13 protein-coding genes are annotated in these 13,877 nt (G+C 66.8%); 6 read left to right on the top strand and 7 right to left on the bottom strand.

What is annotated here, in order from left to right; translation table 11 throughout:
- Nucleotide 1: 1 nt before the first annotated feature.
- The 5 genes from ACUXVX_RS05950 (at nucleotide 2) to ACUXVX_RS05930 (ending at nucleotide 5,402) form a co-directional block, all read left to right on the top strand.
- The gene (locus ACUXVX_RS05950; protein WP_446311511.1) at nucleotides 2–961 is read left to right on the top strand and encodes a threonine ammonia-lyase; all 960 of its coding nucleotides are present in this window, start codon (nucleotides 2–4) and stop codon (nucleotides 959–961) included.
- Nucleotides 958–2,160, top strand: coding sequence for an endonuclease/exonuclease/phosphatase family protein (locus tag ACUXVX_RS05945; RefSeq protein WP_446310786.1), 1,203 nt, complete (start codon nucleotides 958–960; stop codon nucleotides 2,158–2,160). Before ACUXVX_RS05950 ends, ACUXVX_RS05945 begins: the two co-directional genes overlap by 4 nt.
- Before the next feature lie 121 nt (nucleotides 2,161–2,281).
- On the top strand, nucleotides 2,282–3,364 hold the full coding sequence (locus tag ACUXVX_RS05940; RefSeq protein ID WP_446310785.1) for a zinc-binding dehydrogenase: 1,083 nt from the start codon (nucleotides 2,282–2,284) through the stop codon (nucleotides 3,362–3,364).
- 92 nt (nucleotides 3,365–3,456) lie between these two features.
- Complete coding sequence (locus ACUXVX_RS05935) at nucleotides 3,457–4,680, top strand: mandelate racemase/muconate lactonizing enzyme family protein (RefSeq protein ID WP_446310784.1); 1,224 nt, start codon at nucleotides 3,457–3,459, stop codon at nucleotides 4,678–4,680.
- Complete coding sequence (locus ACUXVX_RS05930; RefSeq protein WP_446310783.1) at nucleotides 4,677–5,402, top strand: glutamine amidotransferase; 726 nt, start codon at nucleotides 4,677–4,679, stop codon at nucleotides 5,400–5,402. The genes ACUXVX_RS05935 and ACUXVX_RS05930 overlap by 4 nt, the downstream gene beginning before the upstream one ends.
- Before the next feature lie 169 nt (nucleotides 5,403–5,571).
- Here ACUXVX_RS05930 and ACUXVX_RS05925 read toward each other — a convergent pair whose 3' ends face one another.
- Complete coding sequence (locus ACUXVX_RS05925) at nucleotides 5,572–6,474, bottom strand: endonuclease/exonuclease/phosphatase family protein (protein WP_446310782.1); 903 nt, start codon at nucleotides 6,472–6,474, stop codon at nucleotides 5,572–5,574.
- A gap of 96 nt (nucleotides 6,475–6,570) precedes the next feature.
- Between ACUXVX_RS05925 and ACUXVX_RS05920 the strand changes: the two genes are divergently transcribed.
- The gene (locus ACUXVX_RS05920; protein WP_446310781.1) at nucleotides 6,571–7,479 is read left to right on the top strand and encodes an MBL fold metallo-hydrolase; all 909 of its coding nucleotides are present in this window, start codon (nucleotides 6,571–6,573) and stop codon (nucleotides 7,477–7,479) included.
- 162 nt (nucleotides 7,480–7,641) lie between these two features.
- On the opposite strand, the gene ACUXVX_RS05915 is transcribed toward ACUXVX_RS05920, so the two are convergent.
- From ACUXVX_RS05915 to soxC, 6 genes are all read right to left on the bottom strand, one after another.
- Nucleotides 7,642–8,703, bottom strand: coding sequence for a YeeE/YedE family protein (locus ACUXVX_RS05915; protein ID WP_446310780.1), 1,062 nt, complete (start codon nucleotides 8,701–8,703; stop codon nucleotides 7,642–7,644).
- Nucleotides 8,704–8,782: 79 nt separating this feature from the next.
- Nucleotides 8,783–9,211 carry a DUF302 domain-containing protein gene (locus tag ACUXVX_RS05910; protein WP_446310779.1) on the bottom strand — a complete coding sequence of 143 codons (429 nt, stop codon included), beginning with the start codon at nucleotides 9,209–9,211 and terminating at the stop codon, nucleotides 8,783–8,785.
- A gap of 87 nt (nucleotides 9,212–9,298) precedes the next feature.
- A complete protein-coding gene (locus tag ACUXVX_RS05905; protein ID WP_446310778.1) occupies nucleotides 9,299–10,567 on the bottom strand; it encodes an FCSD flavin-binding domain-containing protein in 1,269 nt (422 codons plus the stop codon).
- Nucleotides 10,568–10,598: 31 nt separating this feature from the next.
- Entirely contained in the window at nucleotides 10,599–11,306 is a 708-nt protein-coding gene (locus ACUXVX_RS05900; protein ID WP_222495524.1) for a c-type cytochrome, read from the bottom strand.
- Nucleotides 11,303–12,616, bottom strand: coding sequence for a c-type cytochrome (locus ACUXVX_RS05895; protein WP_446310777.1), 1,314 nt, complete (start codon nucleotides 12,614–12,616; stop codon nucleotides 11,303–11,305). Before ACUXVX_RS05895 ends, ACUXVX_RS05900 begins: the two co-directional genes overlap by 4 nt.
- Nucleotides 12,600–13,865, bottom strand: a complete 1,266-nt coding sequence (gene soxC / locus ACUXVX_RS05890; protein ID WP_446310776.1) for a sulfite dehydrogenase — start codon at nucleotides 13,863–13,865, stop codon at nucleotides 12,600–12,602. The genes ACUXVX_RS05895 and soxC overlap by 17 nt, the downstream gene beginning before the upstream one ends.
- Nucleotides 13,866–13,877: the final 12 nt, after the last annotated feature.

Genomic DNA, 13,877 nt, shown 5'->3' with positions numbered 1-13,877 from the left:
GATGATAGAGGCCGCCGCCGGTCGGCTGGAAGGCCATGCGCGGGTCACCCCGCTGCTGAACTCCCCCTTCCTTGACGAGATCGCGGGCCGCCGGGTCTGGGTGAAGGCGGAGAGCCTTCAGGTGACCGGCAGCTTCAAGTTTCGCGGCGGCTGGTCGGCGGTGTCGGCAATGGAGGGCCCGGGCGGCGTGCTTGCCTACTCCTCGGGCAACCACGCGCAGGGCATAGCCGCGGCTGCACAGGCGCACGGGCGCGAGGCGGTGATCGTGATGCCTGCCGATGCGCCCGCGATCAAGGTCGCGAATACAAGGGCTTACGGCGCAGAAGTGGTGCATTACGACCGCGCCAACGAGAGCCGCGAGGAGATTGGCGCGAGGCTGGCCGAAGAGCGTGGGCTGACACTGATCCGGCCCTATGACGAGCCACTGGTGATTGCCGGGCAAGGGACCACAGGGCTAGAAATCGCCCGCCAGACGGCGGAGGTGGGCGTGGACGGCGGCGATGTGATCGTGTGTTGCGGCGGTGGCGGTCTGACTTCGGGCATCGCGCTGGCGCTGGAAGAGGCCGCACCGAGCTTTCGGGTGCGCACGGCGGAGCCCGAGCGGTTTGACGATGTGGCGCGGTCGCTTTCGGCCGGGGTTATCCAGCGAAACGAAACGCTTAGCGGCTCGATCTGCGATGCGATCGTCACCCCGCAACCGGGGGAACTGACCTTTCCGATCATGCACCGCCTCTGCGGGCCGGGCATGACAGTGACTGACGAAGAGGCCCTGCGGGCCATGGCGCTGGCCTTCATGCGGCTGAAGATCGTGGTGGAACCCGGCGGCGCGGTGGCGCTGGCGGCGGCGCTGTTTCATGGCGGTGACATCGAGGGCGAGGATGTTGTGGTTGTGGTCAGCGGCGGCAATGTGGACCCGGGCGTTTTTGCCGACGCCATAAGCACTTACGGAGATGCGGCATGACCGATTGGACGGTGGCGAGCTTCAACGTGAAAAACCTGATCGGGGCGGAGAAAGAGTACTACCGCTTCGAGAAGTACACGCCGGAGGAATACGCCTGGAAGGCCAATTGGCTGGCCGATCAGGTCGCCTCACTGAATGCCGATCTGATTGGATTTCAAGAGATTTTCGAGGAGGAGGCGCTGCGGGCCGTGGTGGCGCAGGCCGACCGGATGGGCGAGGCCTCCAACGCGGTTTCGGTACCGGACAAGGGTAAGCCTTATCACCGCAAGGCGATCTTTCGGAAGCTGGCCTACGAGCCCTATGGCGACGCCGCGCTGGCCTTTGCGCCCAATGCGCAGGACGGCGGCCCGGGGGAGCGGCGGCCGGGGGTTGCTGTGCTGTCGCGCAACGGGTTTGTGGGCGCGCCGGTGGTGATCCAGGTGCTTGATAAGCCGCTGGAAATTCCGCTCCGAGACCTTGGCGGAGAGGGGGCCGGGAGCTTTACCCTGAAGCGGACCTCGCGGCCGATTTTGAAGGTGAAAGTGCCCGTGGGGGAGCATGTGGTGACGGTGTTCAACTGCCACCTGAAGAGCAAGCTGGGCGAGTTCATTACACCGTCAGGCGCAGAATTTCCCAAGGAAGCCAACCTGTTGGACTATGACGCTGTGGGGCGCTCAATGGGTTCGCTGCGGTCTGCCTTGCGGCGGATGGCGGAGGCTTGGGTACTGCGGCGGGAGGTGGTGGCGGAGCTGAAAAAGGGCAACCCGGTTATCGTGATGGGCGATCTCAACGATGGGGAACATGCCGTCAGCAGCGAGATCATCACCGGGGAGGCGCCGTTCAAGAATTACGCGTGGATGCGGCGGCATGATGCGGAACATCAGGGCGACCGTTACAGCGTGGAAGAGGCGGCGCAGATCACCGAAAGCGTCGACTCCATGCGCCTCCACTCCGCCGAAAAACTGTTTGTCCGCAAAAGCTTGCGCGACATGGTCTATACGGCGGCCTTTGGCGGGGTTTATGAGAGCATCGACCAGATACTGCTCTCCCGCCACTTCCATCCCGACTTCGGCGGGGCCATCGGGAGCATGGAGTATTTCAGCGTGTTCAACGACCACCTGACCGATGGTTCGCACCCCGAAGCGCCCTACAACAAACTGGCCTCGGACCACGGGCAGATCATGGCGCATCTGCGGCTTGGCGGGGACGCTATTCAATAATGTTTGAATGCCTTCGGAAAACGAAGATTTCTTCAGGAAAACTGGAAACACGCCCAATGCACATCTTATGCACATCCGATGCACATTCCATGCATATCCGGTTTTTGAATAGGGCCGCAGCATGAGCCGCGTCAGGGCCGCCGTGGCGCGGGCCTTCGGCACGCCGCTGGCGATCGAGGAGGTCGAGCTGATCGCTCCGCGCGAGGGCGAGGTGGAGGTGGTGCTGGAGGCGGTCGCGATCTGCCATTCGGACATCCACTTTGCCGAGGGCGCATGGGGCGGCGGCCTGCCGGCGGTTTATGGCCACGAGGCCGTGGGACGGGTGGCCAGGGCCGGGCCGGGCGTGCGCGGGCTGGCGGAAGGCGACCGGGTGCTGGTGACAATGCTGCGGGCCTGTGGGCAATGCGGCTGCTGCGCGGGCGGTGCGCCGGTGTATTGCGAAACGGGGTACGACCGGCAGGCGGGCAGCCCGATCCGGCAGGGGGAGGCGGTAGTGAACCACGGCCTCTCGACCGGGGCCTTTGCCGAGCGGGTGGTGGTGGACCAGAGCCAGTTGGCCCCCCTGCCCGAGGACATCCCGGCCAAATCGGCCTGCCTGCTGGCCTGCGGGGTGATCACCGGGGTCGGCGCGGTGGTGAACACCGCGAAGGTGCGGCCCGGCGAGACGGTGGTGGTGATCGGCGCGGGCGGCGTGGGGCTGAACGCGGTGCAGGGCGCCCGGATCGCCGGGGCGGCGCGGATCGTGGCGGTGGACATGAGCGCGGAGAAGCTGGACGCGGCCCGCGAGTTTGGCGCAACGGACGGGATCTTGGCCAGCGAAGACGCGCCCTGGGGCAAGCTGCGAGAGATCGCGCCCAAGGGGGCGGATGCGGTGTTTGTGACCGTGGGGGCGACGCCGGTTTACGCCACGGCGCTGAACTACGCGGGCAGCCGGGGGCGGGTGTTTGCGGTGGGCATGCCCCACCTTGGCGAGACGGCGCCCTGGGAGCCAGTGATGGTGGCGGCGATGGGCCAGAAGATCGAAGGGTCGCTGCTGGGAGAGGTGGTGCTGAAGCGGGACATTCCGTGGATGGTGGACCTGTACCGGCAGGGGCGGCTGAAGCTGGATGAGTTGGTCAGCGGCACGTGGACGCTGGAGCAGATCAACGAGGCGATTGCGGATACGCGGGGCGGTGGCGCGCGGCGGAACGTGATTGTTTTCTGACCGTGCTGATGGGTGAAAAAATCTTCACGAAGATTTTTTGGGGTCGACGAATTTTCGTTAAAATTCTTCGGGCTGCCGCATAGGGTAGCGCCATGAAACTCGCCGACCTCGATATCATCGTCACCTCGCCCCCTGCACCCGGCTGGGGCGGGCGCTACTGGATTCTGGTGAAGCTCACCACGGCCTGCGGGATCGTGGGCTGGGGCGAAGTCTATGCTGCCTCGGTGGGGCCGGAGGCGATGCGCGGCGTGATCGCGGATGTGTTCGCGCGGCACATGGAGGGGGAGAGCCCGGAGAACATCGAGTTGATGTTCCGGCGGGCCTATTCGGCGGGGTTTACCCAGCGGCCCGATCTGACGGTGATGGGCGCGTTCAGCGGGCTGGAGATGGCGTGTTGGGATATCCTCGGCAAGGCCCGCGAGCGGCCGGTTTGGGCGATGATCGGCGGGCGGACAAATGACCGGCTGAGGGCTTACACCTATCTGTATCCCGAGGAGGGGATGCCGCTGCCGGAGTTCTGGAACAGCCCGGAGATGGCCGCCGAGGTGGCGCTCAAGCGGGTCGAGGAAGGCTGGACGGCGGTGAAGTTTGACCCGGCGGGCCCCTACACGGTGCGCGGCGGGCATGAGCCTTCGATGAGCGATATCAGCCGGTCAGTGGCGTTTTGCGAGCAGATCCGGGCGGCGGTGTGCGACCGGGCGGACCTGCTCTTTGGCACCCACGGGCAATTCAGCGTGTCTGGCGCGCTCAGGATGGGGCGGGCGATTGCGCATACCGGGCCGCTCTGGTTCGAGGAGCCGGTGCCGCCGGACAACGTGGGCGCGATGGCCAAGGTGGCCAGCGGCCAGCCGGTGCCAGTGGCCACGGGAGAGCGGCTCACGACCAAGGCGGAGTTTGCCCCGGTGCTGCGAGCGGGTGCGGCGCAGATTCTGCAACCGGCCCTGGGGCGCGTGGGCGGGATCGCCGAGGCGCGGAAGGTCGCGGCGATGGCCGAGGTGTATAACGTGACGGTGGCGCCGCATCTCTATGCCGGGCCGGTGGAGTTTGCCGCCAACATCGCTTTGGGAGTGGCGATCCCGAATTTGCTGATGGTGGAGTGCATCGAGACGGCGTTTCACCGCGACTTGGTGAAGGGGGCGATCCGGGTGGAAGAGGGCCATGTGATCCCGCCCGAGGGGCCGGGGCTGGGGATCGAGGTGGATGAGGAGTTGGCGCGGGCGCATCCGTGGGAGGGCGAAGGCTTGCATCTGGAGATGCAGGACGGCCCGTGCCGCTACGATGCGCCGAATGCATTTGAAGGCGGGGCGCCGCGGTGAAGCCGTTCCTTGTGTTGCAACTGAGGCCCGAGACCGAGGCCAGCGACGACGAGTTTGCTGCCATTCTCACCAAGGGTGGGCTGGCGGAGGGCGAGGTGCGCCGGGTGCGGCTTGACTGTGAAGAGTTGGGCGATGTGCGGCTGGAGGATTACGCGGGCGTGATCGTCGGCGGCGGGCCGGGCTGCGTGAGCGATGCGCCGGAAGAAAAGAGCCCGGTGGAGGCCCGCATCGAGGCGGCCGTGCTGGGGTTGATGCCTGAGGTGGCGGCGCGGGACTTTCCGTTTTTGGGCTGCTGCTACGGGATCGGGATTCTGGGCAAGGCGCTGGGGGGCGTTGTGGCCAAGGGGCGCTACGGCGAAGCGGTGGGGACGAGTGCCTGCCGGGTGGTGAAGGACGATCCTTTGCTGGAGGGCGTGGCCGGGGCATTCGATGCTTTCGTCGGCCACAAGGAGGCGATGGAGGTGCTGCCGGAGGGTTGCGTGCGGCTGGTGGAGAGCGCCCCCTGCCCCAACCAGATGGTGCGCTACGGCGAGAATGTTTATGCTACGCAATTCCACCCCGAGGCAGATTCGGCGGGGTTCGAGACCCGGATCAGGGTGTATCGGAACAAGGGCTACTTTGCGCCGGAGGAGGCGGATGGGCTGATCGCGATGTGCCGGGCGGCACAGGTGACCGAGCCGGAGAAGATTTTGCGGAATTTCGTGGCGCGGTATCGGGGGTAGCTGAGGCCAGCGCCCGTCCCGCGCAGGGCGCCTCTCCGCAAGCGTTGCGCTCTTCGTCGCGCGCTCCGGCGCCGTTCAGGGAAACTTCACTGAAGCGCCCGCCCCGTGGGGGGGGGCGGGACGGGCGCTGGCCGCCGTGGGCGGCCGGGTCCTCCGTTGGAGTGGCGCGCTATTTCAACTTGATGTCGGCGTAGACGGGGTAATGGTCGGACGGCCATTCGCCCATGAATTTCTCACGCAGGACCAGAGGCTTGCTGACCGTAATGCCGCGGGAGGCGGCGATGTGGTCGATGGCGCCGAGCAGGTTGATGCCGGCGTTCAGGTGGTAGGTCGCGCCGCGGGTGGGGGCGAAGGTGAGACCGGCCTCCTCCAACGTGCGGAGGGTGTGGGCGCCGTGCATGGCGTTGAGGTCGCCGAGCAGGATGACGGGCGTTCCGGCGGCGATGACGGGGGCGAGGCGGTCTCGGACCAAGGCGGCGGAGAGGCGGCGATTTGAGCGGCTCTTGTACTCGAAGTGGACATTGACGACGCGCAGGCGCTGGCCTTCGGGGGTGGCGAATTCGGCCCATGAGGCGAAGGCGGGCCATGAGCCGTTGAAGGTGCGGGAATAGATCACGTCGGGTGTGTCGGAGAAGAAGAACCAGCCTTCATCGACCGGGGTCAGGCGGGAGGCGCGGTAGAAGATGGGTTGGGTGGCCGGAAACGTGCGCCAGGGGCCGGCGGCGGCGGCGCGGTAGGCGGGGAGTTCGGCGAGGAGGTAATCGTGGGCGAGGTTGGTTGAGCCATCGTCGCCGTGGCTGAAGCTCTCCATTTCCTGAAAGGCGATGATGTCGGCGTCGATGGCGCGCAGGGCCTCGGCCATGGGGGCCTTTCGACGGTTCCAGTCGGCCACGGACCAATCGCCCTCGTCGCGGTTCAGCACGATGTAATGGACGTTGTAGCTGGCGACGCGGAGGGTGCCCTCGGGGCGTGGCGGCACCGGGACGGAGCCGGAATGGGCGACGTGGAGGGCGCAAGCCAGAAGCGGCAGGACCAGCAGGAGGAGGGCGGTGAGGCGGAGGGCGCGGCGCATGGGCGGAGGGTAGCTTGCGGGGCGGGCGCGTCCATCTTTCATTGCCGGGGCGGCGGGGGCGAGTCATATTCAGATAAATGGATATGGGAGAATGAGATGCGGATCACGCGGCGGAGTTTTGTGGCCGGAGCAGCGGCGGGCGTGGCGGCGGGTGGCCTGCTGCCAAGGCACGCCATGGCGGAGATGATACTCGGCGAGGCCCGGCTGACGGTGGTGAGCGACGGCAACCTGATGCTGCCCGGCTCCTTCACCTTCGCGGGGCTGCCGGAGGCGGAGGTGGCAGAGATCGTGGCACCGCTCGGCGTGTCGACCGAGGCGCTGGAGCCGCCCTGCAACGTGACGCTGCTGCGGATGGACGACCGGGTGGTGCTGTTCGACGTGGGCGCGGGCCCGGACTTCATGCCGTCCGCCGGAGAGCTGGCGGAAAATCTGGAGGCCGCCGGGGTGGCACCGGAGGACGTGACCGATGTGATCTTCACCCATGCGCACCCGGATCACATCTGGGGGCTGCTGGACGATTTCGACGAGCCGCTCTTCCCGGATGCCCGCTACGCGATGGGCCGGGGCGAGTGGGACTATTGGTGGAACCCGGAGACGGTCGACACCATCGGCGCGGAGCGGCAGGCCTTTGCGGTGGGGGCCAAGCGGCGGATGGAGGCGATCGAGGACCGGGTGGAATTTTTCGACGACGGCGACGAGGTGCTGCCCGGCGTCGCGGCGGTGGCCTGCGTGGGGCACACGCCGGGGCACATGGGGTTCGAGGTGCGGTCCGGTGGCGAGGCGGTGATGGTGGTGGGCGATGCGATCGGCAACCACCACGTGGCCTTTGCGCGGCCCGGGTGGGAGGTGAACTCCGACCAAAACCCGGAGGTGGGCGCGGCGACGCGGGTGGCGCTGATGGACCGGATCGTGGCCGATGGCCTGGGGATCGTCGGGTTCCATCTGCCGGGCGGGATGGGCCGGGTGGAGAAGGATGGCGAGGGGTATCGCTGGGTGGCGATGTAGGGGTGGGGGGCCAGCCCCCCACACCCCCCGGAGATATTTGGAGCAAGAAAATGGGGCGGGGCGGGTGCTTAGGCTGTTGGTGGGGGCAATTTTAATCGAATTGGAGAAGGTAATTGGGGGTGGGGTGTGCCATTTGGGGGCGGATTGGATTTGATCTGAATTTTAGACGATGGCGGGTGACGGCGCTCGCTTCAGTAGGCGGTGGGTGGCCATGGCGGAGAGCCACATGGCGGTGAGGGCGAGCCATGCGGTGGAGCTGAGGGCGGAGCCGCCGGAGACGCCCGCGCCGACCGCGCAACCACCTGCGAGCATGGCGCCGAAGCCCATGAGAGCCCCGCCGATCAGGTAGCGCTCCATCGGGGTGTCGGGCTGGAATCGCTGGATCTTGAACTCGCGGGCGGCGAGGGCTGCGGCGAAGGAGCCGAGGAAGACACCGGGCACGAGGCCGAGGCCGAAGGAGAGTGGCAGGGAGGGGGTGCCGACGAGGCCCATGAGCGTGTCGGTCGCGGGGCCGGTGAAGCTGATGGAACTGACGGACACCGGCTCGAAGGCGATCTCGCTGGCGTGGTACGTGACGAACCAGCCCCCCGCGACGGCCACTCCGACGAGGGCGGAGGCGAGGATCTGCCTAAGGCTTTTGCGGGCGGCGGCGCGCGCCCAGATCAGCGCAGCAGCGAGAGCGGCAAGCGAGAGGGTGGCGGTGGCGGCCGGCGTGAGGCCCGCGAGGGTGCCGAGGTCGCGGGCCGGGCCGGGCTGGACTTGCCAGAGGGAGAAGAGCCAGAGGCGTGCCGGGCCGAGGATGCCGGTGAGCGAGGCCTGGGCCACGAGGGTGAGCACGAGGCCGGTGATGAGGGCGCGCAGGTTGCCGGTGGCCGAGAGCACCAGCAGGCGGGAGGCGCAGCCGCGGGCGAGGATCATGCCGGAGCCGAACATGGCCCCGCCGATCAGCGCGCCCGAGATCGAGCCGGGTTGGGCGAACTGGCGGGCATCCGACAAATCGAGCCAGCCGAGCGCGATGCCGCCCTGCACCAGCGCGAGCGCGGTGGTGAAGACGATCAGCCATGTGGCCAGCTTTGGGCCGGGGCGCAGGGTTGCGACCTCGATGGTGGCGGCGCGCAGGCAGAAGGCCGAGCGCTGCGCCGCCGCGCCGAAGAGGAGGCCTACGGCCAGCCCGAGCAGGGCGATGGCAGGGGCCTCACCGAGGGTGTCGAAGAGCCAGATCATCGGGCAATGCCTCCGGTTTTGACCGGGGTATCAGGCCACCGCGCGGAGGGCTTTGACCGGGATCAAGCGGGCGCGCAGTTCAGCCGCCGATGGCATCGGCGACGATGCCTTCGAGCAGGTCTTCGACGGCGTCCATAGGGCCATCGGGGTAGTCACGGTGGCCGATCTGCACCTTGCCCTCTTTCTCGGTGACGAAGATGCCATAGGGGCAGTGCTGGATGTTCATCGGGTCCGCCTCCATCACCTGACGGGAGACGACGGCGGAGCAGAAGATGAAGATATCGGCGGCGTCGAAGATCTTCACATCGGAGCCGACATCCTCGCCGGTGCGGTTGAGCATGTCGCCAACGTGGCTGGTGTAGTCGATCACGAGGCCTTGGCCGACGATGGCGGATTCGACCGCGAAGGTTGCATCATCGAAGCTGCCCTCGAAGTCGTGCAGCACGGCATCCTGTGCCAGCGCGGGGGCGGCGAGGATCAGGGCGGCGGCGAGGGTGAGGTGTTTCATGGCGGGTCTCCTCCGTGGGTGTGCCTTCAGAATGGAGATAGGGCAGCGGGGCGCCATGACATGTGTCAAACGCCCCGCCGGGGTGGCTTAGCCGAACATGTCGGCGGTGATGCCGGAGTACCAGCCGATGCTCTCTTCGAATGTGGCCTTGCGGAGGGCAGCATCTTCGCCGGTCTGGCTAATGAAGCTGTCGGTGGATGCGATCTTTTCCTCTGTGGGCTCGTAGTTGGCCCCGACCTTCACGCCGTCGTCGGTGGCGATGAGCGACCAGCAGGTGTTGGAGAACTTTGCCGGGAAGACCCGGCTGCCGGTGAGCGCGCCGCGGATGGCGTTGGCGGCCACCTTGGCCTGGCTGTTGGCGGAGAAGCCGGATTTGGGCATATCGCCCTGCGCGGAGGCATCGCCCAGCACGTGGATGTCAGCATCCATCTTCGAGCTCATGTCGGTGGGGTTCACCGGGGCCCAGTTGCCATCGGTCAGCCCGGCGGCCTCGGCGATGAGGCCGGCCTTCTGGGCCGGGATGACGTTGCAGACATCGACCTTTTCGACCGAGCCGTCGATGCTGACGGTCATCTCGTCGGGGTTCACCTCGACCTTGTCGCCGCCGAAATCGGGGCCGATGCGCTCGACCATGCCGGTGTAGTGGTTTTGCCAGCCTTCCTCGAAGAGACCCTGCTTGGAGAACTTCTCCTTGGGGTCGACGATGAGGATCTTGGCGGTCGGGTTCCGCTCCTTCAGCACGTGGGCCACCATCGAGATGCGCTCGTAGGGGCCGGGCGGGCAGCGGTAGGGGTTGGGCGGGGCGACCATGCAGTAGGTGCCGCCCTCGGGCATGGCGTCGATCTGGGCCTTCAGCAGCTCCGACTGGGAACCAGCCTTGTAGGCGTGGGGCATCTTGTTCTGGCTCAGCAGGGACCAACCGGGGACCGAGCCATCGATGAAATCGATGCCGGGGGAGATCACCAGCTTGTCGTAGGGCACCGAGCCGCCGCCGGCGAGGGCGACGGTTTTAGCATCCCGGTCGACGCCGGTGGCCCAGTCGTGGACGACGTTGATGCCATACTCCGAGGCCAGCGTGCCGTAGCTGTGGGCAATGCTGGCGAGGTCGCGGAAACCGCCGATGTAGAGGTTGGAGAAGAAGCAGGTGTAATAGGTGCGGGTCGGTTCGATGAGGGTCACATCGATGGCGCCTTCGCTGTCTTTCGCGATGTAACGGGCGGCGGTGGCGCCCCCTGCCCCGCCGCCGATCACCACGACGCGGGGCATGCCATGCGAGGCCGCCCGGACCATGGGCGCGGAGAGCGCGGCGGTGCCTGCGGCAGCGGTGCCGAGGAATTTCCGTCGGTTCAGTTTCATGCTGGTGTCCTCCCTGTTCTGCGCGACCCGTTCACTCCTCCAAGGTCGCAAAATACGCGGCCAGCGCCGCGATCTCTTCGTCGCCGAGGCGCCCGGCAACCATGTTCATCACCGGGTGCTCGCGTTTCTTTTGCTTGTAGGCGTGCATGGCCACCACGAAATCCTCCTCGGGCCAGAGCACGATGGAGGGGATGCCGTCATCCCCGCCGGTGGCCTGGTGGCAGGTGGTGCATTCGGAGGCGAGATATTCGCCGTATTCGGGGTCACCCACGAGGGCGAGGATGGCCGGGTCCAGATCGTGATCGGTGCCCTGGGCCGTGGGGTCGGCCTCGGGGATGTTGGCGGGCGAGGCGGAGAAGGTGCGCAGGTAGGCGATGAGATCGGCGCGCACCTGCGGGTCATCCTCGCCGCGATAGCTCATGCGGGTGCCCGGCACGATCTGCTTGGGGGTCTCGAGAAAGGCGTCGAGCGTGTCGGCGTGCCACTCCAGCCCCTTTTCGCCCGCGCGGGTGAAAGCCTTGGAATAGCGAAAGCCGTCGATCGAGCCGGCGCGGCGGCCAAAGAGACCGTTGAGCGCCGGGCCGATACGGTTTTTGGCCTCGGCGCCGACCTGATGGCAGCCCTTGCACTTGGCGAAGGCCTTCTCGCCGCGCGCCACATCGCCCGCCTCCGATGCTGCGCCCGCGCCCGGCAGGAGGCCGAGCGCGGTGAGCAGGAGAGCGGTGCGAAGCGGCCTCATTCGGCGAAGGATCCGAGGTAGGCCTCGACCGCCGCGATGTCATCCTCCTTGCGAAGACCGTTGAACGACATCTTGGTGCCTTTCAGGTAGGCCTTGGGCTTGGCGAGGAAGCCTGCGAGGGTTTCAGTATTCCAGACGAGCCCGCCCTCGCCCGCTTCGCTCATGGCCTTGGAGTATTTGAACCCCTCGACGGTGCCGGCGGTGCGGCCCATGATGCCGTTGAGCTGAGGGCCGGTCTTGTTTTCGGCGCCCGCGCCGACCTGATGGCAGGCCTTGCATTTCTTGAAGACCTTCTCGCCTGCCGCGATCAGCTCGGGGTCGGCGGTGGCCATGGTTTCTTCGGCGGCGGGCTTCTCGGTGGCGGCCTCTTGGGTGGCAGGCTCCTCGGCGGCGACCGTTTCGACGGTTGCCGCTTCGGTTTGCGCCTCGTCGGCAGGGGCGGCCGCTTCGGCGACTTGCGCCACCTCCTCGGCAGCGCCCTCCTCCTCGGGGGTCACATCGAGCACGGTGGCGCGCATGGTGATTTCGACGCTGTCCTTGCAGTTCTCCATGCAGGGTTCGGCGCGCCATTGCGGATATTCCGTTTGGGCGCGGTCATCGACGATGAAGCCCTCGGCGTTGGGCATCTCGACCTCAAGGAAGTTCTCCCGTGTGAGCACGAAGTCCTCATCCACCATGAAGTTCGAATACAGAATGTAGGCCGTGATGGCGTAGGTGTCATCTGCCGAGAGGGTCTGGGCCGCGCCGAAGGGCATGGAGCGGTGGATGTAGTCGAAGGTGGTGGAGAGGTAGGGCCAGTAGGAGCCGACCGTCTTGAGCGGGTCTTCGTCGGCAAGTGTGCCGTCGCCGCCTGCGAGCTTGGGCCAGTTGCCGGAGCCTTCGGCGAATTCACCGTGGCAGACGGCGCAGTTTTCGGAAAAGAGCGCCTCGCCGTCTTCGACGGAGCCGGAGCCTTCGGGGAGGCCGCGACCGTCGGGCATGACCTTCACGTCCCACGCGGCGATTTCGTCATCCGTGGCGGGGCGGCCAAGGCCGAATTTGGCGAGGACGACAGGGGCAGCCTCGGCGGGAGCCTCGGGCTGGCTTTCGGCGGCCTCGGGTGCCACCTCGGCGGGCGCCGCATCGGTGGGTTGGGCGGCCTCTTCAGCCACGGGCTCGGGCGTGGTTTGCGCTTCGGCGGCGGGGATCGCCTGACCGCGCAGAGGCGCGGGCACATCAACCACGAACTGGTCGGCGGCGATGTAGGCCGCGCCGAGCAGGGTGGCGGTGCCACCCAAGGCGGGGGCGAAGATATTAAGAAACTTCGACATTTTCAGCGCTCCCGTCTGTGTTCACATGCCAGGTCTGGATGCAGTTGTTGTGGTAGACCGAGTTGAGGCCGCGCACTTCGCGCAGTTGGGCCTTGGTCGGCTGGACGTAGCCGGTTTCATCCATCGCGCGGCTTTGCAGCAGCATCTCGGAGCCGTCCCATTCGGTGTCGAGGTAGAAGCGGGTGAGGGCCTTGGTGTCGCCCTGGGTGCGGCCAAGGCGGGCCGTCTCCCATGTTTTGCCGCCGTCCTTGGACACGTCGACGCGGGTGATCCGCCCGTGGCCGGACCATGCCATGCCGGTGATGACCAGCGGGCCGGGGCCGTGGGTGATGGGGGCTTGCGGGCTGGGTGAGGTGACGACCGATTTGGCGTCCATCACCCATGTCCACTTGCGGGAGGTGCCGTCTGCCAGCGTGTCGGTGTATTTGGAGGTTTCCTCGCGGCTCTCCACGGCGGCGTCGGTCACTTCGATCCGCCGGAGCCATTTGACCCACATGTTGCCTTCCCAGCCGGGAACGACGAGGCGCACCGGATACCCGTGCTCTTTACGCAAAGCCTCGCCGTTTGCCTTGAAGGCCACGAGCACATCGTCGAGCGCCTTTTCCATCGGGATCGAGCGGCCATTGGAGGAGGCATCGGCGCCCTCGACATAGACCCAGCGGCCCTCGGTGGCGCCCTCGTATCCGGCCTCGTTCAGCAGGGTGCGGAGCGGGATGCCGGTATATTCCATGTTGTGGATCATGCCGTGGGTGAACTGGGCGCCATTGAGCTGGGCGCCGGCCCATTCCATGCCGGTGTTGGCCGCGCATTCGCAGAAATAGACGTGGTTCTCGCGCGGGAAGCGCTCGAGATCGGCATAGGTGAAGACCAGCGGCTGAAGATCCAGGCCGTTGATCATCAGCCGGTAGTCTTCCTTGCGGAGTTCGATGGCGCCGGAGTGGTGGCGCTCGAAGGCACAGCCCTGAGGCGTGATGGTGCCGTCGAGCGCGTGGATGGGCGTGAAGTTGATCGAGGAGATCGGATCGGCGGTGAGCCAGGGCACATTGCGGCGGATCACGTCACCCTCATACTCGATCGGCATGCCGTAGGGGGTGGCATCGACGCCTTCGCCGAGGCTCATGGCCCAATCCTGCGGCTCGGTGATCAGCGGATCACCTTCGGCGCGGGCCTGCGCGGCCAGCGTGCCTGCCGCAGCGGCGGCGGAGCCGGCCAGAACGGCGCGGCGATTGAGCTTGAGATCGTCGCTCATGGGGGTGTGCTC

Source organism: Vannielia sp. SX4, from assembly GCF_052828525.1.
The sequence above is the reverse complement of the archived record's forward strand: the minus strand, read 5'-3'. Positions and strand labels throughout refer to the sequence as shown.

Excerpts from the sequence above, each read along its gene's own strand:
- ACUXVX_RS05895 (WP_446310777.1), bottom strand. The coding sequence starts at position 12,616 with ATGTCGAAGTTTCTTAATATCTTCGCCCCCGCCTTGGGTGGCACCGCC.
- ACUXVX_RS05940 (WP_446310785.1), top strand. The coding sequence starts at position 2,282 with ATGAGCCGCGTCAGGGCCGCCGTGGCGCGGGCCTTCGGCACGCCGCTG.
- ACUXVX_RS05905 (WP_446310778.1), bottom strand. The coding sequence starts at position 10,567 with ATGAAACTGAACCGACGGAAATTCCTCGGCACCGCTGCCGCAGGCACC.
- ACUXVX_RS05910 (WP_446310779.1), bottom strand. The coding sequence starts at position 9,211 with ATGAAACACCTCACCCTCGCCGCCGCCCTGATCCTCGCCGCCCCCGCG.
- ACUXVX_RS05925 (WP_446310782.1), bottom strand. The coding sequence starts at position 6,474 with ATGCGCCGCGCCCTCCGCCTCACCGCCCTCCTCCTGCTGGTCCTGCCG.
- ACUXVX_RS05950 (WP_446311511.1), top strand. The coding sequence starts at position 2 with ATGATAGAGGCCGCCGCCGGTCGGCTGGAAGGCCATGCGCGGGTCACC.
- ACUXVX_RS05900 (WP_222495524.1), bottom strand. The coding sequence starts at position 11,306 with ATGAGGCCGCTTCGCACCGCTCTCCTGCTCACCGCGCTCGGCCTCCTG.
- soxC (WP_446310776.1), bottom strand. The coding sequence starts at position 13,865 with ATGAGCGACGATCTCAAGCTCAATCGCCGCGCCGTTCTGGCCGGCTCC.
- ACUXVX_RS05945 (WP_446310786.1), top strand. The coding sequence starts at position 958 with ATGACCGATTGGACGGTGGCGAGCTTCAACGTGAAAAACCTGATCGGG.
- ACUXVX_RS05915 (WP_446310780.1), bottom strand. The coding sequence starts at position 8,703 with ATGATCTGGCTCTTCGACACCCTCGGTGAGGCCCCTGCCATCGCCCTG.
- ACUXVX_RS05920 (WP_446310781.1), top strand. The coding sequence starts at position 6,571 with ATGCGGATCACGCGGCGGAGTTTTGTGGCCGGAGCAGCGGCGGGCGTG.
- ACUXVX_RS05935 (WP_446310784.1), top strand. The coding sequence starts at position 3,457 with ATGAAACTCGCCGACCTCGATATCATCGTCACCTCGCCCCCTGCACCC.